Annotated in this window: 17 protein-coding genes; 11 read left to right on the top strand and 6 right to left on the bottom strand. The window is 46.9% G+C overall.

The genetic code is table 11. The features are described from left to right. Positions 1-1,139: GNAT family N-acetyltransferase (locus tag HRU42_RS05025; RefSeq protein ID WP_295029245.1), on the bottom strand; the 1,139-nt coding region annotated here is incomplete at its 3' end. Between the two features lie 94 nt (positions 1,140-1,233). Between HRU42_RS05025 and ggt the strand changes: the two genes are divergently transcribed. The 3 genes from ggt to HRU42_RS05040 all read left to right on the top strand — a co-directional run bounded on the left by ggt (position 1,234) and on the right by HRU42_RS05040 (position 8,050). Next, complete coding sequence (gene ggt / locus HRU42_RS05030; RefSeq protein ID WP_295029246.1) at positions 1,234-2,982, top strand: gamma-glutamyltransferase; 1,749 nt, start codon at positions 1,234-1,236, stop codon at positions 2,980-2,982. 468 nt (positions 2,983-3,450) lie between these two features. Then, the gene (locus tag HRU42_RS05035; protein WP_295029247.1) at positions 3,451-5,631 is read left to right on the top strand and encodes a M3 family metallopeptidase; all 2,181 of its coding nucleotides are present in this window, start codon (positions 3,451-3,453) and stop codon (positions 5,629-5,631) included. A 361-nt stretch (positions 5,632-5,992) separates the two neighbouring features. Then, on the top strand, positions 5,993-8,050 hold the full coding sequence (locus HRU42_RS05040; protein ID WP_295029248.1) for a bifunctional 2',3'-cyclic-nucleotide 2'-phosphodiesterase/3'-nucleotidase: 2,058 nt from the start codon (positions 5,993-5,995) through the stop codon (positions 8,048-8,050). A gap of 55 nt (positions 8,051-8,105) precedes the next feature. Here the strand turns inward: HRU42_RS05040 and HRU42_RS05045 are convergent, their stop codons facing one another. From HRU42_RS05045 to HRU42_RS05055, 3 genes are all read right to left on the bottom strand, one after another. Next, a complete protein-coding gene (locus HRU42_RS05045; protein WP_295029249.1) occupies positions 8,106-8,987 on the bottom strand; it encodes a 2',3'-cyclic-nucleotide 2'-phosphodiesterase in 882 nt (293 codons plus the stop codon). A gap of 204 nt (positions 8,988-9,191) precedes the next feature. Continuing rightward, a complete protein-coding gene (locus HRU42_RS05050) occupies positions 9,192-9,599 on the bottom strand; it encodes a GFA family protein (protein ID WP_295029250.1) in 408 nt (135 codons plus the stop codon). A 50-nt stretch (positions 9,600-9,649) separates the two neighbouring features. Continuing rightward, positions 9,650-9,787, bottom strand: coding sequence for a PhzF family phenazine biosynthesis protein (locus tag HRU42_RS05055; protein WP_295029251.1), 138 nt, complete (start codon positions 9,785-9,787; stop codon positions 9,650-9,652). Between the two features lie 504 nt (positions 9,788-10,291). Between HRU42_RS05055 and HRU42_RS05060 the strand changes: the two genes are divergently transcribed. After that, a complete protein-coding gene (locus tag HRU42_RS05060) occupies positions 10,292-10,924 on the top strand; it encodes a DUF938 domain-containing protein (RefSeq protein ID WP_295029252.1) in 633 nt (210 codons plus the stop codon). Positions 10,925-11,168: 244 nt separating this feature from the next. Then, positions 11,169-11,327, top strand: coding sequence for a DUF2798 domain-containing protein (locus tag HRU42_RS05065; protein ID WP_295029262.1), 159 nt, complete (start codon positions 11,169-11,171; stop codon positions 11,325-11,327). A 182-nt stretch (positions 11,328-11,509) separates the two neighbouring features. On the opposite strand, the gene HRU42_RS05070 is transcribed toward HRU42_RS05065, so the two are convergent. After that, entirely contained in the window at positions 11,510-13,306 is a 1,797-nt protein-coding gene (locus HRU42_RS05070; RefSeq protein ID WP_295029253.1) for an acyl-CoA dehydrogenase C-terminal domain-containing protein, read from the bottom strand. A gap of 387 nt (positions 13,307-13,693) precedes the next feature. Between HRU42_RS05070 and HRU42_RS05075 the strand changes: the two genes are divergently transcribed. The 5 genes from HRU42_RS05075 (at position 13,694) to HRU42_RS05095 (ending at position 19,477) form a co-directional block, all read left to right on the top strand. Then, positions 13,694-14,542, top strand: coding sequence for a D-hexose-6-phosphate mutarotase (locus HRU42_RS05075; protein ID WP_295029254.1), 849 nt, complete (start codon positions 13,694-13,696; stop codon positions 14,540-14,542). A 129-nt stretch (positions 14,543-14,671) separates the two neighbouring features. After that, positions 14,672-14,980 (top strand): hypothetical protein, encoded by a 309-nt coding sequence (locus HRU42_RS05080; RefSeq protein ID WP_295029255.1) that lies wholly within the window; start codon positions 14,672-14,674, stop codon positions 14,978-14,980. A gap of 236 nt (positions 14,981-15,216) precedes the next feature. Next, positions 15,217-18,669, top strand: a complete 3,453-nt coding sequence (locus HRU42_RS05085) for a YdbH domain-containing protein (protein ID WP_295029256.1) — start codon at positions 15,217-15,219, stop codon at positions 18,667-18,669. A gap of 239 nt (positions 18,670-18,908) precedes the next feature. After that, on the top strand, positions 18,909-19,127 hold the full coding sequence (locus tag HRU42_RS05090; RefSeq protein WP_295029257.1) for a YnbE family lipoprotein: 219 nt from the start codon (positions 18,909-18,911) through the stop codon (positions 19,125-19,127). Between the two features lie 29 nt (positions 19,128-19,156). Then, positions 19,157-19,477, top strand: a complete 321-nt coding sequence (locus HRU42_RS05095; RefSeq protein WP_295029258.1) for a YdbL family protein — start codon at positions 19,157-19,159, stop codon at positions 19,475-19,477. Between the two features lie 149 nt (positions 19,478-19,626). On the opposite strand, the gene HRU42_RS05100 is transcribed toward HRU42_RS05095, so the two are convergent. Next, complete coding sequence (locus HRU42_RS05100; RefSeq protein ID WP_295029259.1) at positions 19,627-22,458, bottom strand: ExeM/NucH family extracellular endonuclease; 2,832 nt, start codon at positions 22,456-22,458, stop codon at positions 19,627-19,629. 400 nt (positions 22,459-22,858) lie between these two features. Here HRU42_RS05100 and HRU42_RS05105 point away from each other — a divergent pair, with 400 nt between their 5' ends. Then, positions 22,859-24,160, top strand: coding sequence for an anaerobic C4-dicarboxylate transporter (locus tag HRU42_RS05105; RefSeq protein WP_295029260.1), 1,302 nt, complete (start codon positions 22,859-22,861; stop codon positions 24,158-24,160). Positions 24,161-24,307 lie beyond the last annotated feature (147 nt).

The following is a 24,307-nucleotide window of genomic DNA, read 5'->3' on the forward strand; positions in this document are numbered from 1 at the left end:
TTATGCTCTCCCTGAGCCCCCGCATCGAAGGTCTGTAAACCATGTTTGATGCAGTATTCAATCCCCTGGTAATAACACGCCTCGAAATGTAAGGCGTCTGCCTCTTCTAAACATCCCCAGTATCGACCATAGAGGTGCGTCTCGCTATTGAAATAAAGTGCCGCCGCGACGATACGGGCATCGCCGAGTTCCTCTTCTGAGCCGAGAGATTCATCTAGGCTCAGCGCTCCATCGCATTGGGGCAATGGCTTCTCGACCACCATTAACTGCACTTGCTCCGACATCGTTTTTCCAATGAGCTTGAAAAAGTCTAGATTAAGATAGCCATAGTGGCCGGAGCGTTTCGCATAGGTGAGCTGGTAACAGTAATAGAAGGATTGCCACTGAGCCTCTGTCACATCACAACCAGGAATAAACCTGAAGCTATAACCTTGCCCCTGGGCCCTACTTCTCTCCTTGATGATGTTTTTTCGTTTGCGTGAACTCATAACAGACAAGAAATCATCAAATCCTAGGTAAGCTTGGTTACGCCAATGAAACTGAGTGCCTGTGCGCTTAAGCGGCTTTAGAACTGAAGGTAAGCCTGACGCTAATTCAGCTTGTAACTGGGACTGAGGCTGAGAGATAAGCTTATGTTGCGCCTCTGGCATAAACAGGCAATGCCAACTTGAGTAACTTCCCCGTCTCATCTCATGGCTCAGCGTTTGAATCATCAAGCAGACGACAAACTGAGACTCTTGCTCACTTAATTGCTTATCTATGCCTAACCGATTGCCCGTGACTGGCGTAAAAGGAACCGCGCTCAATAGCTTAGGGTAATAGTCGATGTGATTCCTTTCATAGGCCTCGGCCCAGGCCCAATCGAACACGTATTCTCCATAAGAATGACTCTTACTGTACAGGGGCATCACAGCAATCCGCTTACCTTGGCTCAGCACAGACAAATGCATGGGCGTCCAACCGGATTTCGGGCACACACAGCCACTCTCTTCCAACGCCAAAAGATAGGCATGACGAGTAAAGGGGTTGACTCCCTTACCGCGCTTCCCAACATCTCCCTGCATCAAGGCATTCCATTCATCGGCAGCAATGGTGGCGATTGACTCCGAGAACTCAAGCTTCAAGTCTGATCCGAACAAGTACTTCTCCTACTTTTTTTGTCTTGCTTTTTTGTATGATTAACGTCACATTGCTGAAATAACTATAACTTTCTAATATAAAAAAAGGATCTCAATGCGCTCGCTAACACGATTATTCGTCGCCATATCTGTGGCCGTGCCTTTACTGGGCTTATCCTCGGCATTTCATGTCGCCCCCGTCCAAGCCGCAGAATCTTCAATATACAGTCACATGGCAACAGCGCAACCCGTTTGGGCTAAGCATGGCATGGTGTCGAGTCAAGAGACATTGGCGACTCGAGCTGGCGTAGAGATATTAAAGCAAGGCGGTAATGCAGTCGATGCTGCCGTGGCAGTTGGCTTTGCACTGGCCGTGACCTTGCCTCGTGCGGGTAACATAGGCGGCGGTGGCTTCATGTTGGTTCATCTGGCCGAGTCCAACAAGACTATCGCTATCGATTACCGTGAAATGGCGCCATCGAACGCCCATAGAGACATGTATCTCAATGAACATGGCGACGCCGTTGCTAAGCTGAGCCGCGAACACGGCCTCGCCGTCGGCGTACCGGGTACTGTGATGGGCATGGAACTGGCCCTAGAGAAATATGGCACCATGACCCTAAAGCAAGTGATGGCTGCGGCAATAAAAATGGCGAGTGAAGGCATTACAGTGACACAAGATCTCTCTACTTCTCTCACTGGGCTTAAAAGACGAATCGCCCAATGGCCAAGCTCCGCCGAGGTATTCTATAAAGCGGATGGCAGCAATTATCAGGTCGGTGACCTACTAAAACAAACTGAGCTCGCCCACTCTTTATCCCTAATTGCTAAGCAAGGCAGTAAGGGCTTCTACCAAGGCGAAACAGCCCAAAAGTTAGTTGCAGCCGTGCAAGACGCTGGCGGGATCATGACACTCGATGATCTAAAGCAGTATAAAGTAGTCGAGCGTGAGCCTGTGACGGGTGATTATCGTGGCTATCAAGTGGTGTCTATGCCGGCGCCATCATCCGGAGGTATCCACATAATCCAGATGCTTAACATGTTAGAAACCTTCCCTATCGATAAACTGGGCCATAATACCGCGACGACGCTTCACCTGATGACTGAATCCATGAGGCGCGCCTATGCCGATCGTAGTGAATACCTTGGCGATCCTGACTTCTATAAGGTGCCGGTACAAGCGTTGACCAGTAAAGATTATGCGAGCAAGTTAGCCAGTCAAATCACGCTCAAGCAGGCCACACCTAGCAGCGCCATTAAACCCGGTAAACTGGTGCCCTATGAGAGTAATCAAACCACCCATTACTCTGTAGTCGACAAGTGGGGCAACGCGGTATCCAATACCTACACCCTCAATTTCAGCTATGGCTCAGGATTAGTGGCTAAAGGCACAGGCATCTTACTCAACAATGAGATGGATGATTTTTCTGCCAAGCCCGGCACACCAAATGGTTACGGCCTGGTCGGTGGTGAAGCCAACTCAGTCGAAGGCAACAAACGGCCACTCAGCTCCATGAGCCCAACCATAGTGATGAAAGATGGCAAACCCTTTATCATCACCGGCAGTCCTGGTGGTTCACGCATCATCACCACCACGATGCAGATCATCATGAATGTCATCGACCATGATCTTAATATCGCCGAAGCGACTGCGGCGCCTCGCATACACCATCAGTGGTTGCCCGATGTTCTGCGTGTCGAACGCAGCCTAAATAGTGACACCATTGAATTGCTAGAAGCTAAGGGACATAAGGTCAGTGCGACTAATGCCATGGGCTCGACTCAATCGATAATGGTCACAGAACAAGGCGTATTTGGCTCATCAGACCCTCGCCGTGCGGGGTCGCTGACCTTAGGGTATTAACCACATATTTTCACATATTTTCACATATTTTCACATGTTAACCCAAGGGAAGCCAATGACTTCCCTTGGGTTCCCCCTATCACACCCACGTCCCTATCTCAGCGCAAACCTATCAGATAAACCTGCCACGAATACGTTAGCTTTTTTTCACCTGGCCTGCACAAGTACTATCTTTATGGTTTTTTTGTTGGAGAAGAATATCGTCCCCTGGCTAATAAATTATCAAAAAATGCCCAATAATGTATAAAAACAGGTCATTCAGAACATTTGTTACAAACAAAACATCATTTAGATAGCTTTAACACCTTTAACCATGATACTTAAAGCTCTTAACGTCAGTTTAAGACTGTTAACGTATAACGTTGTCATGATAAATTTTGTCTAGCTTAAACTGCACGCTCTTGCCTGCTATGGGCTTAGCGACAATATTTCAACACAAGCAAATAAAAATACATCGGGGATATAAATATGCAGGGATTAACCCTCAAACCACTGGTAACCGCTATGGCACTCACCTTTGCATTAGGTGCATGTAGCTCATCAACGACAGGAAGCGGCGACACCAAGCTGGCACCTAACGTCGTAGCGCAGCAGATAATCGAAAACAATGCGGCTAACCCGTTCTTTAAGCCATACGATACTTACCTTGGTATTCCTGATTTCGATAAGATCAAACCAGAACACTACCTACCGGCATTCAAGGCGGGTATTGCTCAGCATCAAGCCGAGATGCAAGCCATCATAGATAACCCGGAGGCCCCTAGCTTCGCTAACACAATAGAAGCGATGGAGTTTTCAGGTGAGCTAACCTCTAAAGTCGCCAGCGTGTTCTACAACCTAACGGGTGCCGACACTAACGATGCGCTGCAGACGATCTCAAAAGAAGTCTCACCTATGCTGTCATCGGCCAGCGATGATGTATTGCTCAACGATAAATTGTTCCAAAAAGTAAAAGCTGTTTATGACGCACGGGACTCCTTGGGCCTAAATACCGCTCAGTCTAAGCTACTCGTTGACACTTATAAGTCTTTCACTCGTGGCGGCGCTAACCTAAACGAAGCAGACAAGACCCAACTTCGTGGTCTCAATGATCAGATTGGCAAACTCAGCCTTGAGTTTGGTGACAACCTACTGGCCGAAACTAACGCATTTGAGCTCGTTATCGATAACGAGGCCGATCTTTCAGGTCTACCACAAGATGTGATTAACACGGCAGCAGATACAGCAGCAAAGCGTGGCCACGAAGGTCAGTGGGTGTTCACCACTTCACGTCCCTCTATCACACCGTTTTTGACCTATGCCGACAGTCGCGCGCTCCGCGAAAAGATCTACAACGGCTATATCATGCGTGGTAATAACGACAACGCTAATGATAACAAGCAGATCTTGGCTAAGATGGCGGCCCTACGTGCAGAGCGTGCTCAGTTGATGGGTTACCAGACCCATGCTCATTTCGTACTGGAAGAACGCACCGCTAAGACGCCTGAAAATGTCTATGAGTTACTGAACAAGGTTTGGCCTGCAGCCCTTGCCCAGGCGGAAGCTGAAGTCGATGTGATGCAAGAGCTTATCGACTCTGAAGGCGGCAATTTCAAACTTGCTGGTTGGGATTGGTGGTACTACTCAGACAAGATCCGTGTGGCTAAGTACAGCTTCAACGAGCAGCAGACTCGCCCCTACTTCTCACTGGAAAACACCCTTAAGGGTGTGTTCTACACGGCTAATCGTTTATTTGGCATCACAGTCAAGGAACGTACCGACTTACCTAAGTACAACGATGAAGTTCGTACCTGGGAAGTGTATGACAAAGACGGTTCTTTGATGGCCATCTTCATGGGTGACTACTACGTACGCGACAGCAAGCGTGGTGGTGCATGGATGAACTCTTACCGTCAACAGTACAAGATGAATGGTGTCGACTCTAAGCCTATCATAGTCAATGTACTCAACTACCCACGCCCTGCAGCAGGTGAGCCTTCATTGCTGACGTTTGATGAAGCCAGCACACTGTTCCATGAATTTGGTCACGCCCTTCATGGCATGTTGTCAGATGTTGAGTACCGCTCACAAGCGGGGACTTCGGTTCCACGTGATTACGTCGAGTTCCCATCACAGGTGATGGAAAACTGGATGACTCAACCCGAAGTATTGGCTCAGTTCGCTAAGCACTACAAGACCGGTGAAGTGATCCCATCGGAGCTGGTGAAGAAGATACAGGCTGCGAGCAAGTTCAACCAAGGTTTTTCCACCGTTGAATATATGGCGGCCACTAAGCTAGATCTTGATTGGCACACAGTGACCGACTTTACCCCCAAAGATGCGGCGAAATTTGAAGCTGAGTCACTCAACAAGATGGGGCTTATCAATGAGATCGCGCCTCGTTACCGCAGCACTTACTTCTCGCACATCTTCTCGGGTGGATATTCTGCAGGTTACTACAGCTACCTTTGGTCTGATATCTTAGGCGCCGATGCATTCGAAGCCTTCAAAGAGAACGGTATCTTCGACCAGACAACAGCAGAAGCCTTCAGAAATAATATCTTGTCTCAGGGTGGCAGTGAAGATCCCATGCTGCTTTACAAGCAGTTCCGTGGCAAAGAAGCAGGCATCGACCCGCTACTTCGCAGCCGTGGTCTACTGGCAAAATAATACAAGGTCACAAACATAAAGTTTGTCCTTGGTTAGATTAAAATAATAAGAGCCCTTTTTAGGGCTCTTTTATTTTCAGGCTGCACACGCCAAATTTTAAACATATAAGACACAATGACTCGCATTAGGCTACATACAAGCAGAGGCAGTGATACAGCTTCGATTAAATTTAAACCAAACGATACCTAAGTGTCATATAAAGCGTTAAACCCTTACTCTAAATCACATTATTTAAACTTTCTCAGCATATAATAACCTCACGCCTGCAGCGATATCACAAGAAATATCACCTTGGTTACATGAGGCATGACTTAACAACAATAATCATGCCCGGGGTCTTAAATAAATGAGAATGATGGATATGTTTAATAAAAAAGTTTTAGCAGTCGTTATCGCTTCTACACTTGGCCTTGTGGCTTGTGGATCTGATAATGATAATGATGTTGCGGCCATTCAAGTGGATCTTCGTATTCTTGAAACCAGTGATCTTCATACCAACATCATGGATTATGATTATTACCAAACTAAGTATGACCCAAGCATAGGCCTTGCACGAACGGCTAGTCTGATTAAACAGCGCGGTGCAGAAGTCAGTAACTTCGTGTTAGTCGACAATGGTGACTTATTGCAAGGCAGCCCAATGGGCGACTTCATCGCCGATAACTTTAAACGCGACAACACCATAGGCGGCACTCACCCAGCATATAAAGCCATGAATACACTTGGCTACTCTGTTGGCAACTTAGGCAACCATGAGTTTAACTATGGTCTGGATTTCTTAAGCGAAGCCATAGCAGGCGCAAACTTCCCTTACATCAATGCTAACGTCTTATGTGAAGCCGATTGCTGGGAAGGCAAAGAAAAGGGTGATAACTTATTCACCCCTTACATCATCGAAGAAAAAACGGTCATCGATAGCAATGGCGATCAGCAAACGGTAAAAATTGGCTATATCGGCTTCGTGCCCCCGCAGATATTACTCTGGGATAAGCAGAACCTAGCAGGCAAAGTTTCAGTCATGGGGATTATCGAAGCCGCTGAAAAATTCGTTCCATTGATGAAAGCTGACGGCGCCGATGTTATCGTCGCTATCCCACACTCAGGCGTGGGCACACCTTCAAATCCTGTCGATGTCAGCGACGAAAATGCCACTTACGCGCTATCTCTGGTAGAAGATATCGATGTGATAACCTTTGGTCACAGCCACTCAGTATTTCCGTCGGCAACATTTTCTGATCTGGAAAATGCCGATCTGGAGAAAGGAACTATCAATGGTGTGGCCGCCGTCATGCCAGGCAGTTGGGGTGATAACTTAGGTATTGTCGATCTAAAACTTGAGATGAAAGACGGTGCATGGGTTATTATCGACCGCACTGCAAGAGCCGCTCCTATCTATGACAAAAATGCAGATGAACCTGAATTAGTCAGTGCCGATAATGGTATTCGAGACGCCGTTGCACTCGAGCATCAAGGCACGCTTAACTATGTCAACCAGCCGATTGGTAAAGCGTCCGCCGACATGTACAGCTTCCTCACCTTGGTGCAAGATGATCCATCGGTGCAGATTGTCTCCGATGCCCAGATAGCCAAAGTACAGGCTAACCTGACTGACGCGTTGAAAGATATTCCTGTGTTATCCGCCGCAGCACCTTTTAAGGCAGGTGGACGTCACCGCACTAGCGCCGATGCAGACTCCTATGTGCAAGTCCCAGCTGGCGATTTAACCTACAAAAATGCAGCAGATCTTTATCTATATCCAAATACCATGGTGGTAGTAAAAGTCACAGGTGCGGACGTTAAAGATTGGCTAGAGTGCAGTGCCAATCAATTTAATCAAATATCAGCAAGCTCTACAGAGCCCCAGTATTTAATCAATTGGGACACACACAGAACCTATAACTTCGATGTCATCGATGGCGTCACCTACAAGATTGATGTGACTCAACCGACTAAGTTTGATGGTGATTGTAAACTGCTTGATGCCGATGCCAACCGTATCGTCGATCTCGCTTATAATCAGGATGGAATATTAATCACTGGCGATGAGTTTGCTAACAAAGAGTTCATCATAGCGACCAACAACTACCGCGCATTCGGCGGTAATTTTGCGGGTACCGGTTCAGATTACGTTATCATGGAGCTACCCGATAGTAACCGTGAAGCCCTGGCTCAGTACATCACTGATGAGACAGAGGCTAATGGTGAAGTCAATCCAAGCGCTGATAATAACTGGGATTTTGTGACCATCAACACCAGTACTAAGTTGGACATTCGCTTCGAAACCCAAGACAGTGAAATCGCTGACAAGTTTATTCTTGAGAATCAATTACGTCCGTTAACTAAACGTGCTGACTTAACCGACGAGTTTGGCTTTGCGATATATAATATCGACCTAACCAGTGAACCTGTTACTCAGTAATAGCGCCAACATTAGATAGATAATCTAAAAAGGCTCCCTGGGAGCCTTTTCATTTTCAAGCATCAGCTTTTATCTGGATAATCCTTGGCAGACTCCAGATCTCGGTAATTGTCGGCTCTATCAGACAGGAAAACATTTTCGGCAACGCAATAAACAGAGCACTAAAACTCACCATATAACGTATCGCTTCGATATCTATGTAGGATGCAATTAACAATAATAAGATGAACGATACCAAACAAGGCAATGCCGCCTTAAATCGGTTACGCTCATTCCTGTGATATGTAAGGCTCTCAGGTAATAATAACTGTAATAATTCTAAAGCATGAGCTTTAACCGCCTGATTAAGAAATACTAAGCTGTAGTTTCCCCCCTTATATTTGATACGAAGCCGCTTAGAATCATGATCGCTGACCAGCTCATCTATCTCATCAAGGGGGATCTGCCTCAATGTTCCCTGCCGCGCCATAGCAGTCAAGTCATCGATAGAAGCCCCGCCTCGATAACCCCTCTGCATCCTGTTTATCTCTGTGCTACTAAACGTGAAATATACCAGCTGGTTCGCCTGAACCATGATCAAGTTTTTATCATCGACATTGAGCCAGGCGTTTTGGCGATACGATCCGTCGAGCAAGCGTCTCGACGATGCCCTGACAAATAAAAAACTGAATAAAAAACTGAATAAAAAATAGACTACCAGGCTCAATAGCGCGCTAAACCTTGCCATAATCAGCACCAGGTTTGGGCCAGTCTCACCATCAAGCTCATCGATGCCGCTAAAGGACAATCCCAGTTGCTGCACCAACTCTTGATATGATGCTTGCTCGAAATAGAGCAAGAAGCAAACAGCCAAGATAGTGGTAATGATGCAGAAGCTAAAGGTGATATTGCGAACGTCTCTGCGGTATTCTTGTCTGGGAAATGGGTATTTAATCATGCTACTGTCCCTAGTATGCAATGGATAAGCCGAGCCCTTATCCATGACTCATATACGTTCTCTACTCCCTCCCTCATTCCTTAAGTAAAACTATAGCAGTAAAATCCCATTTAACGCCGCAACTCGTTCATTACTTAGAGTCTACGGCGCTTCATATATTTTATCTTTCTCAAAACCCATCATTATCAATTCCATACCCCTATATCAACTGCGGTTAGGTTCGAAACGATCATGTCTGGGTAGCTTGGCATCTAACTCTTCCCAGCTCGCTTTCGATGACACAAAGTTATGGGAAATGGGCCTTTCAACAATATCTGAATCTAGTATCCCCAGGCGCAACCGAATACGGCTGACATCATCGCTGTTTGAACTAAATACAGGAGAGCCACAAAGCTGGCAAAAATGACGCGTACGACCGGGTTTAACGCTAAACTGGCTCAACTTATCTTGGCCCTTAGTCACACTGAAATCGGCGCTGTTAACGAAACCATTAGTGGCATACGCCGTGCCGCTGTTCTTACGGCACAAGGAGCAGTGACAATGTATGATCTCTGAGATCTCACCCTCAATGGTCACCTCAACTTCGCCGCAGAGGCATTTTCCTAGGTACATTTTCTCTCCTTGTCTTTTCCATCCACTACAGAAATTATGTTTAAAGTTAATCAATGATGATTAATGTCAGTCCAGTGTTGCATCTGTTCAGAAGTTAATCCTTGCGCATCCGGCAGTACGGCTAATTGGTTGCCACCAAAACGTTTATCGGTAAAGACATCACAAATATAATAGGGGTAAGACTTCATCGAACACTTTTCCTTGGTTATTCTTTGACTTAACAAAGGCTAGCAATAAGCCGCCATGACTCTTCTCGTTATTTAGAATTCACGAGATCTCACGCTTGCTAGAGCCTCTCATGACTACTTATGTAAGCACGATCTCAGTGACCACTTCAGTCTTAACCGAGTTAGCGATAAAACACTGCTCCAGGTGACTCTTGCAAAATATTCAGACATCTTGTCCCTGTTTATTTTATTAGCCTTTATTTCACCAGATAGAGACAATCTTCCAGCCTGATAGGCTCTGGGTATTGAGTTTCCTCGAAGCCAAGACTCAGATAATTATGCTAACCCTTTTGCTCATATAAATGTAAATGCATAATGACGAAACTAGTGTACAAAACGCTATCTGAAAACACCTTTACAAGGTACAGTATTCATCGTAGGTAAAGTAAGATATTTATCTGTTTATATTCCATTTATTTTAAGTTGATTGTCACTAAGCAAGCTATCCCATTAAGGTTTCTATTTATGCCACCAGTGCCCTTCTCTCAAGCATGCGAAAATAACAAGGCCCCGATACTCGAGGCCATTAGCCAGGCCTTTTCATCATCGAACCTGGTATTAGAAATCGGCACTGGAACGGGACAACATGCTGTTTATTTCGCTCAAGCTCTGCCCCATCTGACTTGGCAAACCAGCGATCAGGCTTGCTATCTCGATGGCATTAACGCTCAACTAAAGCAGGCACGCTCCCAAGGCATGCCAAACACCAATCCCATTGCTAATATCCAAAATCCGTTAAACCTTGACGTGACTCGGCCCTGGCCGTTTTTTAGTGGCAAAGGAGAAATTGATGGTATTTTTACCGCTAACACCTTGCATATCATGGCCAAGGAGATGGTTGAAGCCTTCTTTGTTGGCGTGGGTAAACATCTGCGTACCCAAGGTAACCTGTGTATTTATGGCCCCTTCAATTATCAGGGTAACTACACCAGCGAGAGTAATGCCGGCTTCGATACCTGGCTCGCGCAGCAAGATCCGCGAAGCGCCATACGAGACATTGAATGGATAATTCAACTGGCAGAGGCTCAAGGACTTAGACTAATAAGGGATCATAGCATGCCGGCTAATAACCGTTTGCTGCATTTTGTGAAATCATAACGTTTGCCTTTAGCGCAGCATCTGGGTCGATATCGGCTTGCATAACATCCCGCAAACACCTGGCTTTGGCACTCAAGAGTCTGTCACTAGGCCTGATCTTGAGGCCGAGCATACGCTGGCATCTTGAACGAAACGTGACAGAGGTTATCTATATCGAAACATTAACCAAGATGACTAACGAAGAAAAATCATGAAACAACGCATCATATTTTCACTATTAATGTCATTTGTGCTGTCTCTACTGATGACCCTTTGGATAACCTGGATTAACTTAGGACTACAGCCAAACTTTCTCTGGTTATGGGCCAAGGCCTTCATACTGGCATGGCCTGCAGCCGCCACCATCTCCTTCCTATTTGCCCCTAAGGTGCATAAGTTAACTGAAAAAATAATCAGTAAATAGCGCAATATGACACCAGGGACTTCGGCCGATATATCAGCCATTAACAGATCCTAGATTTGGCCCATAAAAAAGCATAAACGCCTCAGCATTTATGCTTTTATGTCTGCCATAGACGGCTCGAGTGCTAAGGCCCAAAACCAAGAAACAGACTCAAGCCCCATGTTTAAGCTTAGTCTGACGGATTATAGGTCGAAATCGGCCTCTTCGAGTTGAGTCAGAAGTTCACTGCTGGACTCAATCTGCTTACGCAGGCTGCGGGTCTGTACCGTCCAATAACTCATATAAAACTGAGCCGTTTTAAGCTTGCCCTCATAGAAAGCGGTATCTTCCGTACCTGATTCGAGTGCCGCGAGCGCCGTCACTGCGCTGCGAGTCCACATCCAGGCCAGCACTGTGATGCCTAAGATCTGCATATATGGCATTGAGCCTGCACCCAGAATATCCGGATTGTTAGGCGCATTAGCAGCCAAAAACTGAGTCGCCTTCTCAAGATCCCCAGACGCATCCATCAGCCCGGCAAGATAAGGTTTCATGGCATCATTCGCCATATTTTCGCCGATAAGGGTGTTAACCATCTCAGACCACACCATCAAGGTGGCCCCCTTGTCTCCCATCAGCTTACGACCGACGAGATCTAGTGCCTGCACGCCATTGGTGCCTTCATATAACATGGCAATGCGTATGTCGCGCACGAACTGCTCCATGCCCCACTCGTGAATATAACCATGGCCGCCGAAAACTTGCTGAGCATCGACACAGGCATTGAAGCCTCTGTCGGTGATAAATCCTTTGACGATTGGGGTAAATAGCGCCGCGAGCTTACTCGCCGCCTTAGCCTTGTCGGCATCGGGATGACGCTCGGCTTCATCGAGCCACAAGGCTTGCTGACCAATTAAGGCTCTGGCTCCCTCGTTGAAGGATTTCTGTGCCATCAACATACGTCTGACATCACCGTGGACCAAGATAGGATCGGCGGCTTGTGACGCATCTTTTACGCCACTTAAGCCGCGGCCCTGAATTCTGTCTTTGGCATAAGCCAGTGCATTTTGATAGGCAATTTCCGATACCCCTAAACCTTGAACGCCCACACCGAGTCTGGCCTGGTTCATCATGGTAAACATGGCTCTCAGGCCTTGATGTGGCTCACCGATAAGCTCGCCTATGGCCCCATCGAAGTTCATCACACAGGTTGAGTTACCGTGAATGCCCATCTTATGCTCGAGCGCAGCGGCACATAAGCTGTTTGCTTTGCCTAAGCTGCCATCGGCATTAACCATAATCTTAGGCACGGCAAACAAGGATATGCCCTTCACGCCTTCAGGCGCATCGGGTAACCTTGCCAACACCAGGTGAATGATATTCTCCGCCAAGTCATGATCTCCCGACGAGATAAAAATCTTCTCACCCGAGAGTGCAAACAGCCCCTCGCCCGCCTCTACCGCCTTGGTTCTCAACAGAGACAGATCTGTTCCCGCATGGGACTCGGTGAGGTTCATGGTGCCGGTCCATTCACCGGAAACTAATTTCTCTAAATATTTCTGTTTCAGGGCATCGCTGCCATGGGCATGAATTGCCGCATAAGCGCCATGTGTCAGACCCGGATACATGGCAAACGCCATATTGGTGGCCGTTTTCATCTCGGTGGCAAACACACCGATACACTCAGGCAGCCCCTGACCACCGTATTGCGGATCGCAGGTCAGCGTCGCCCAGCCATTGTCGACATATTGTTTATACGCCTCGACAAAGCCTTTGGGGGCGATAACCTTGCCATCGACCAACTTACAGCCTTCCACATCACCGCTACCATTGAGGGGCAACATGACCTCTGTGGTAAAGTCCGCCACTCCTTGCAAGATTGCATCACCTAATTCGGCGTCAATTTCATCGAAGCCCTTAAGTTCAGTGCGTTGATATATATTGAGCAGCTCGTTGAGCACGAACTGATAGTCACGAAGTGGCGCTTGATATATTGGCATTCCTGTTCCCTTTATTTTTATGCTAAATGGTAAAGCTCAGGTATTATTTATCAGGTCTTCTATCTTATGTATCTTGTGGCTAGATTCTATAGTTACATTAGAATGCACTTTTCATACACAAGTTTCAATCACACGTTTAAATTATTCTTTTGCACCCGCATAACACAGAACACCTAACTTTAGCTGGTCTAAAAACGCCGCAACTCAAGGTTGGTTCCACCTTAAGAACAGGGTTAGCGTAAATTCAGCATAACAAGCCCTTATGAAGCGAAGACAAACAGAGTAAGCTCATTGTCAGTTTTGAAATAAGTTCCGCGGCTTAAACACAAAAAGATGACATGGTGTCTTCAATGGACAGCGCGAATTGATAAAATGAGGAAACAGTAAATGAGCTCGGTCACCACAAAAAAACATACTAATGGCTTAGAATATATCGATGTCGATACGCCATTATGTCAGGCGAGAATTTTCCTGCAAGGCGCACAAATAGACCGGTTTCAGCCCGTCGGTAAAGCGCCGTTACTCTGGGTTTCATCCGCCGATGATTACCAGCCAGGTAGTGGCATCCGCGGCGGTATACCTGTGTGCTGGCCCTGGTTCGGCATGAGTGATAACCCAGACTGGCCGCAACATGGATTCGCTCGCACCAGCATCTGGACACTGGAATCGGTGCAGATGAAAAACCAGGCCGTCGAACTTAAACTGACCCTTAAGATAAGTGAAGCAGACAAGCTCTACTGGCCCCATGATACTCGCGTCGACATGCTGTTTACCTTAACGGATACTCTGACCGTGTCATTGAAAAACACTAACTTGGCCAGCTATCCCGTGAGCCTGACTCAGGCGCTGCATAGCTATTTCCCGGTCAAAGATATTCATCAGCTAAAAGCCACAGGCTTTAAAGGCTCAAAATACATAGAGTTCGGTGAAGGCCCATTCAAGCAAGACAGCGATGAAGTCTTGTTCGACAAAGAAACCGATCGGGTATATACCCAGCTAGCTGACGTTCAAGAGCTGCACACCCCGGATGGCATCATTGAAGTGAGCCGCGAAAACAGCCACTCGGCGGTACTCTGGAACCCTTGGATTGATAAGTCTCAGCGCTTGTCTCGTTTCAACAGCGATGACTACCAGACCATGGTCTGTCTCGAGGCGGCCAATGTGCTAGAAGATAAACTCACGCTTGCACCCGATGAGACCCATATGCTGACCACTAAGATTGGCTGGAAAGATTAGCCCGTTTTAAGTGATGGCTTTAACATAATAGTTGTTTAATGACCAGCATCTCAACCAAGGCATATCCTTCATCAATATGCCCTTGGTTGTCTTCAAAATCTGGGGCAAGATGATACAGAAGGGCTTAGGATGATACTCATCGACATAAAGAAAATATCCACGCAATTTTGGTCCTTCGGCCTTCTTGTGGGAACACTGGGTGCTGCGCTAATCACTTCGGTGATAATGACTTGGGAGCTAATTGAAAATCCCGGAGAGATTTTTCGCCATGCTCAAGGGGTAAACTGGTCTTTTGTGTTTGATACCGCTAGCAGTTGGTTTGTGCCAAGCTTTCTCTATTTAGGCCTCACCTCTGCCATCGCACATCTGTCCATATCGGCATTGACCCTAGGCTTGAACAAAAAATCACAAGATGAGAATAAAGATAAAGTCGATTAACATAAAATGGAATCCCATCAGTCAGTTGCACTTATTCTATTACTCCAGATAAGCTAGAGTGATATTGTTACGATTGAATAACACTCCATGCTAAACTCGAATAATACTTCTCTACTTTAACCCGATAATCTTAAATGTTAAGTCGTCTCTCCCGTGTAAAGCGGCTCATGCTAGCCTTGATTTTCAGTCTGCTCATTCTGGTTGTCATTTTTCTCAACAGCTTTGAGAGGTTGGCTATGAGTATCGCCAATGATTATCTTGTTGAATATGACACTCAGATAATTGAACTCAGCATCAGGCCCACCTCGATGCACCATTGGCAGTTCCCGAGTCTTAAGTTGACGGTGCACAACAGTGAAATCAGCATCAAAGATTTAGCGTTAACCTTAGATACAGATTTGAGCCTTTTGAGCCTCTATTCTCAGCAACTGTCTAGCAAGCAAGTCATGAGCTTGATAAAGCAAATATCTGTCGCAGAGATCCATGCCGAACTCAATCCAGGCGTATTAACTGATGAGGGCAAGAATGTCGACGACCAAGGTCCAACCCTGCTACTTGATCTCAATGCACTCCCTCAGATAAATATTGGCACGACTTCGCTGAGCCTGGCGGGCATCTCAGCTTCAGCCTTGAGCTTGACCGTGGAGCATTTAACCTTAGATGAAGATGGCAAGCTAAGCACGGCCATCAGTCGAAACGATAAGGCCATTTTCCAGTTAGATGCCCATTTAACTAAGAAACAATGGCGAGTATCGAGCCTACTCGTCTTCGATGAGTTATACGCCTTTCTCACCGAGCTCGCTGCACAAACGCTCGATACGAGTGCCCTCGCCCCACTGCTCGCCCTGAAACAAGAGAGTGAACGAGTTGGACTAATATTAAGTGGCACTCTTGAATCCAACGCCACGCTGGATCTTAAATCGGCTCAACTAGCGTCATCCCATATCTTAAAACACTCAAGCCTGACACTGATGCAGTTTGATGAGCTCACCTTGGCGCCTCATTCACTGAGCGCTTGGGCAGAAGAACCTTTAGCCCAAGACAGGGTTGAATTTGACATCGCCGGCCACCTTGTCGATCTGACCTTAACACTAGCGCCTTTCACCCTCGAGGTGAGCCCGAGTCACCATCAGGTACACAGCCTACTCTCCTTTATCCAGGCTAAACGGAGCATCCCTCTTGTGGCGACAATACTGGAGCACAGCACGGGAACACCCTCGGGGGGCGATAAGCCTCAGGCTAGAATCGATGAAAAGCCCAAAATTAAGCTGTCATTCACTCTGTCCCAGCCTTTAGAATATTCGTTTGACTCAAACACGATTCATCTGCGACATGCACAGCTAATGATCCGTGATGCCAGGGTAGATGCTTCATTATCTGCAACTGATTTGTCTCTGCAATTACCCACACAGACTCAGGCATTCGAGTTAGAAAGCGCTTGGCAGTTTGCAGCGTCCCGCGAATCAGCCTTGTCACTTAGCTCACTCCTGCCGAACGGGCCAAGCTCTTTCGCTGACCGTGTCGTCAGCAATAAGACGATAGCCGATATCAGACTCGGCGCTTCATCTCTCTCCCTGGCTGGAAAAATAAATATTGAAACACCGACAGCAAGTGAGTCGCCTCAATTTAGGCTCAGTATAAATCCGCATCTGCAGGCGCAGATAGGCAGTGTGGCGCTAATACCTCACTCAGTAAAACAAGACTCGGCGAGAAAACCTAAAGATAACCCCAAGTTTCAATTTGAGCTCAAACATCTCAAGCTCGTTAGCCATGATGAGCTGGTGATGACCTCGAGTGAGGCTAGACCGATGAACCTAGACATTCCTAGGCTAACATTCTCTATAGATTCAACGCGTTACAGGCATGGCATACAGACTGACTTACCCTCTGTAACTAAAGAACTCAGCTTCGATGCGAGCAGCCTAAAATTCAGCACTCTAGCAATGAGCCACTTGCTAATAATTAACAGTCTTGTTAATGAGAGCTTAGCCAGCAATCATCAAGCATCCAATAGCACTAGTAAACTAGCCTTATCCGCTTTCACCTTAGAGTCCGAAGACGTTCAATTTACTCAGTCCACAAGCTCCGGTGACAGCCTCAGGGTATCGACGGGAGTGACGCGTCTAACCAGCCTTGACCCACTGGTGATACAGCGAACCACTGACTCAGCAAACGAAGAGCAACAACCGATACAAATACGCGTCCCGCCATTGAAATTTGAGCAGCTAGACAACGAGCTTGCCCTAAAACCTGTGCCATCGGCAGAGCAACATGAATATCTGGCTAAGCTATCAGGCCTGTATCTCTCTTTAGAAAAAACCAGTTCGCTGGTAATACCCGCTTTCACTTCAGAGGCGATGAGCCGAGTATTAACCGAAAACCTATGGCGAAATTACGCTCACTATGAGCTCAATGGCGCCGAGTTGACTCATCATCACATAAAGAACAACAGAAAACGTACCGAGAAACTGTTAGATCTCTACACCGCAAATCTTGCCCAAACCTTAGACTGGAATGGCGTTAAATTAGATACCCATGAAGACTGGGAGTTCGATGGTCTCGAATTTGTCAGTGAACACAGCTTACGGCCACAAATATCGACTCAGGCTGATAGTTCACGGTTGCAGCTAACAGGAAAGGTCAATTTAGACAGTGATGTTGGCACTATTCTAGCCCTTGTGAGCAATAACTATTCCCTGCCAAAATCCCTGTTCATCACAGGTGATGCCCGGCTGCAGGCTGAATATGAACTCAATAAAAATGATAAAACGACTCAGGTGAGTATCAATTTCACCCCAGAGCTCACTTCACTCAGCGGCAGCGTTAACGAGCTGCCCTTCGAACAAGCCGATATTCAGGCCAGCTGCCACTATCAAATGGAGCAGCTAAATCAGTCATCATCCCTTGAGCCTACAGGGACGACAATCAGCACCTTGTCCTGCCCGGATATCCAGTTTTCTGCCGCTGCATTTAACCCCGGAATTCTGCTCACTGATATCAAGGCTCAGGTAGATTTTAGTGTCTCACTCGACGATAAAATCGCGGCTGAAAAAGTAACAGAACCAGCGGAAGAAGAGAGGAAATCACAGGGTCCAGATGTCGGCAAACGCCCTAAATCAGCTTTCCTCGAGAGCTTAAGTGCGGCAAATATTCAGATGAATGCCAGCGGTGAGCTCCTCGGTGGACGCTTACTTTTACCCGAGTTTAACTTGAAGTTACACGGTAAATCCCATGGATACCTGATACTCCAGGGACTTGAGCTTGAACAATTACTGGCTATCCAACCTCAGGTAGGCCTCTATGCCGACGGGATTTTCGATGGCGTACTGCCAGTGGATCTAGTCCAAGGCAAGATATCAATAAGCGGCGGTAAACTGGCTGCTCGAGCACCCGGTGGACTCATATCTGTCAGCGGCAATCCGGCGGTGGATCAGATGCGCCTGTCCCAGCCCTACTTAGATTTTGCCTTCTCCACCATGGAGCATCTCCAATATTCAGAACTTGCCAGTACCTTCGATATGGCCCCCAATGGGGATGCATTATTGAAGGTGAATGTAAAAGGAAAAGCGAAAGGGATTGAACGCCCTATTCAGTTAAACTATTCTCAAGAGGAAAACATGCTACAACTGTTAAAGAGCTTACAGATTGGAGATAAGTTGCAGACTCAAATAGAACAGTCGATGAAATGATTTTATAGACTGCTAGAGAGCATCAGCCTGCAGAATCAATGAACTGATTTTATAGACTGCTAGAGAACATCAGCCTGCAGACTCAAATAGCAGATTCAGATTCAATGAATGTACTCAGATTAAGGTGACATTAAGTGTTCAGCTTAGCGTCATCTTGACTCGCTTATAGTGATAACCAGTATTAAAAAAAGTTCAATGCTTTAATCTTATAGGTCGATATTATCGACCCGTCTACCGACATGAAAAAGGAACACTCAGTGAAGAGACTGCCAATGTTACCCTCGACCATTAGCGCGATGATCGCTCTTCTGGCGCTCACAGGCTGTACGCCCACAATCAAGATTGAGCCACCGGATAAGCCGATAGTGATCAATCTAAATGTTAAGATCGAACATGAGATCAGCATTAAGATCGATAAAGAGCTCGATGAGTTACTGACCAACGATGAACTGTTTTAATCTCGGCTATATAATTTAAGGAGTACAGAATGAAAACCAAATTATTGGTGCTCGCAGCAGGACTATTGCTGAGCCTAAATGCATTTGCCATATCACTACATGACGCTAAGTCTCAAGGCCTGGTCGGAGAGCAAACAAATGGCTACTTAGGCATAGTGAAGACTAGCCCAGATGCCAGCGCGTTAGCTAAACAGGTCAATGCTAAGCGCAAGGCCCATTATGCGAATATAGCCCAGAAAAATGGTATCTCAATCACTGAGGTGGCAAAAATGGCGGCTGAAAAAGCCATGAAGGCCACCAAGAAAGGCCTCTATATTCAAACTAAGAGTGGCAAATGGATTAAGAAATAGTGGTTTCAACAATAGCCACTTCTTCTATCGACTAAGCTGTTTACTGGCATAAGAAAGCCCGCGTTTGCGGGCTTTCAGTTAGTTAACCTTGAGTAACGTTAGTGCCAATCTCACTCACTCTCGCAGCGCTTAAGCTTGAAGAATAAGCATCAAAATTTGAGGCTTATTTTCCCCTTGAGGCCATCGTTGTCTTTAACCACTAACTTAACCTTGCTAGCACGACTGGCAAACTTGATAGCCAGAGGACCCGATGCACGACTACCATCGTTAAACTTCCACTTATGCTGAGTGATATGACCATCTTCATCGAAGCTCATAGACACAAACAGGTCGATAAACCAGAGGTTTATATGCTTTATCACGGCAACAGGCTTAATCTTGTCAGCTTGCGTATCTATGCTGATGGTTTGTGAGACGTTATGGCTTAAGCCGCCATTATCGGTCACGGTTAATGTCACTCGGTAATCGCCATCTTGTGCATATTCATGGCTGACCATAGCAGAGTCAGCGACAGTGCCGTCACCTAACTCCCATGAGTAACTCACAATCTCACCATCTTCATCTGCTGAGGTATCATTAAACGTCACCACTGCACCAGCAATAGACACAGAAAAACTGGCCGCTGGCGCAATATTATCTTCACCAAGCAACACAGAGATAACCACAGGGTCGTGATCCGATGAGCGATATGCATCACCATTGTACAAGTCAGTGAGCTGTGCATCCGACTTAAACTCTTCGTTGTAGTCGAGTAATCTAGGCTCATCGGTATTGATGTGCCACTCGGTCACATCGATGATTTTATCCAACAAGCTCGCGTTAGCCAGGGCATGGTCCAGCTGACCCGACTCTCCCGAATAGACATAAGAGTATGCATTCTCTTTATCAAGATGGTCGAATAACTCAGTAAATCCTGCGTTTTTAAGTGCCGTTAATGGATTTTCCTGAGCATAGGCATTGAGATCCCCCATCACTAGCACATCAGCCACACCGTACTCAGCTGCTAGCCAGAGACTTACCGCCTCGGCGGCGCGGGTGCGGGTCAAATTACAGTTACCTTGGCCATCGTTTATATTGGGATCGCCTAAACTATCGCAATCACTGCCCTTAGATTTAAAGTGATTCACTGCAACAACAATCACCTCGTCACTACTAAGGTGCCTGAAGCCTTGAGTCAACATGGGACGATTTTTACCGTCATTAAACAGCGGGTTATTGTTTTCATCCAGTGGTGAATTGGCGCTTGAAAGCACCTTGGCTGCTCCATCTGGGCTCACCTTATCTAGGCGATAGATGATACCCACAGTGATAGCATCAGTCCCTATGCCACCAGCTGTCTCTGCGCTGACATAGGCATAGCGAGTCTCACCTATTGCTAGGTTGAGGCCGGATACGAGATCGGCAATGGCAGACTCACTGCCAAAGCCATCATTTTCTATCTCCATCAAACCTAATACATCGGCATTAATGGCGACCATAGCGGCAATGATCTTGTCTCTTTGACGAGTAAATTCAGCAGCGGTATCCGCGCCACGTGGCGTCGGGAAACCCGCCCCCGCACCATCACCATTGAAATAGTTGAGCACATTGAAGCTGGCAAGGATTAGATTGCCGCCTTCGGCGAGCATTGGCGCCGGAGCTCTGGCATTTTCGGAGACGAAATTAACCGTATCCATTGGCATCAGACGATACTGACCAAAACCATAATGCATTACCGCATCGAGTCCTGTGATGGTATCACCGACACGCACCGTATTTGATGCGCTAAGCCCTGGGGCTGGATAACGCACGGGATCTGGGTTTTGCGATGTCAGTCCATCGTCTAACACTATGGCATCTTTGGCATTCGCAGCCGTTACCGCCAGAGCATCGATGCCAGGGGCGGCAACTTGAGTACCGATATAATGACGTTGGCTGCCTAACAGTAACTCACCATAGCGGCCTAAGTTATAGACCTCATTGACCGTTAAGTTATGGTTGAAACTGACGCGCATCCCTTCGAACGCTTCTAGATCACTTGTCTCATCGATTGGCAAGGTCACTATGGCGGCTGTTGGCATCGCCTGAGCCGAGTCACAGAGTATATGAGCAGCCAGTTCGGTCAACTCAGTCAAGCCGTTATATTCCTTCACCTTAGCCTGAATACGAATACGATCACCGGCAAGATACCCAGTCGGGCTGCCCGTATAGACGAACACACCTTCTGAGGTCAAGGGATCGCCGTCGACTTCATTGTCGGCCATCTGCACAAACAAGCCCTTAAGACCCGCTTCCTGATTACTGATGACTATGGCTTCGACTTCGACAAGTTGACCATTGAGTGGACTGGTATCGGTCAGGCCTTGAATTGCATGAATAGCCGTGGATGGGTCATGACACACGAGTGTCACAGGTTCGGTGGGATCAGTTGGGTCTGTGGGCTCAGCATTAAACTGTCCAAGATCTGAAAAATCATCTTTGGCAAAACCCTGCCAGCTATCTAAGATCACCTCATCGTCGATAACGCTATCGCCGACAAGCTGAGCGGGATCGCGGCGCAGCGTGTTGTCCTGAGTCGACAAATCACCGCTGCCCCACTGACTACCAGGGTCTACGCCAACCTGACCCAGGCTATCGACTACTGCACCCGACTTCCTGAGGACGATAGCATCATCGCCATTAAAAAAGCTCGAGTTACTCACTTGGTTGGCAACAGCCAAAATTTCGGCATTGGCATCATTATCGGCGAGAACATAAGTCTCACCTGCAGCTAAAGTTCCAATCAGAACTATGGTCGAACCCACATCATTTTTACCGTTAAAATAGTATTCGACCTGGTATTGGCTGAGATCGATATCAGTATTGGTCGGATTGTAGAATTCGATGGCCTTATTGCTACTACTGCCTTCGACATATTCAGAAATAATCAGCTGCTCGGCTGCCTGAGCGAACGTGGAAGCACCACCTATCGCCAAGGCAAGTAAACGTGCTTTGGTAAACATATTAACCCCTTAATATTATCCATTTGACCTAGTTATTTTTCGAGCATTCGACTGTGTTGTTCAAATTGCCCCTTTTTTCCAAAAAAACACTCGATACTATAAAGGAGTTTCGCTTCAGGCATGTTGCACTTAAGTTGCATTTACGTTTATAAAATAACGTTCATAGGGATTAAAACATCATATTTAATTCGCATAACATCTCCTCAAGTGATCAACATAACCAATGGCTTTACCCCGCCGACATCTCACCCATGCGCTACAGCAAATTATGACTAAACAGCACGTGAGCCCCATCACAGCTTAAACAATTAGTGAATTCCTCCCAGTCTACTTAAGGATTAACAGGCGTAAAATCTACTTGGTTTAACGTGTCTAACATATCTTCAAATTAAGGCTACTTATGATCGCTATAGAATTTTTTGTCGTGCTTGCTTTTATCTATCTTGGCGCGCGAATTGGTGGAATAGGAATAGGACTGGCTGGCGGCGCCGGCGTGTTAGTACTGACCCTGTTTATGGGCGTCGATACTGGGAATATTCCCGTCGATGTCATATTGATCATCATGTCGGTGATAGCGGCAATTGCAGCCATGCAAGTGGCTGGTGGCCTGGATTGGCTGGTTGACTTGTCTGAGCGTTTTCTACGTAAGAACCCCAAAAGAATCACCTTCTACGCGCCCATAGTCACGTACTTTATGACCTTGCTCGCAGGCACAGGACACACGGCATTCTCTACCTTGCCGGTCATCGCCGAAGTCGCCAAGGAGCAAGGCATTCGCCCTTCACGTCCCTTGAGTATCTCAGTTGTCGCCTCACAAATTGCGATCACGGCATCCCCCATCTCAGCGGCTGTCGTGTTCTTCTCAGGCATTTTAGAACCTCTAGGCGTAGGTTACCTAACTTTACTCGCCATCTGTATTCCGACGACATTTACCGCCTGTATGGTGGGCGCGTTCGTCGCAAACTTCTTGGGCTGTGAGCTAAAAGATGACAAAATCTATCAGGAGAGACTGGCCAAGGGCTTGATAAAAATTAAGGGGCCCACTCAAAGAAACATATTGCCTACTGCCAAGTTGGCCACAGGGATCTTCGTCACTGCCATTGTCGGGGTGATCGTTTATGCCACACTGATTTCCGATGCGGTAAATATCATAGAAAACCCCACACTGGGCCGCAACGATGCCATCATGGTGTTTATGCTTGCTGCGGCGACAGCCATAGTGACCTTCACCAAGATAGATGCATCTGAGATAGCCAATGCCGCTACCTTTAAATCTGGCATGAGCGCCTGTATCTGTGTGTTAGGCGTAGCCTGGCTGGGCGACACATTTGTCTCCGGCCATATCGACGAAATCAAAGCCTTCTCGTCAGAAATACTCAATCAATACCCCTGGATGTTGGCTGTAACCTTATTTTTCGCCTCCATGTTGCTCTACTCACAAGGGGCAACCACCACAGCATTGATGCCAGCCGCACTGGCCATAGGCGTGGCACCACTGACCGCCATCGCTTCATTTGCAGCGGTCAGCGCCCTATTCGTGCTACCAACTTACCCGACACTACTCGCAGCAGTGGAGATGGACGATACCGGCTCAACCCGCATCGGCAATTTAGTGTTTAACCATCCTTTCTTCATTCCAGGTTTAGTGACTATATCTACCTCGGTAGCTTTGGGCTTCCTGGTTGGCGGACTCATATTATAAGGTTTAGTGTTTAGTGTTTAGTGTTTAGTGTTTAACCATGCTTTGTTCTTCATTGCAGGTTTAGTGACTATATCTACCTCGGTAGCTTTGGGCTTCCTGGTTGGCGGACTCATATTATAAGGTTTAGTGTTTAGTGTTTAGTGTTTA

The organism is Shewanella sp. (assembly GCF_013214165.1).
Classification (GTDB): Bacteria; Pseudomonadota; Gammaproteobacteria; order Enterobacterales; family Shewanellaceae; genus Shewanella.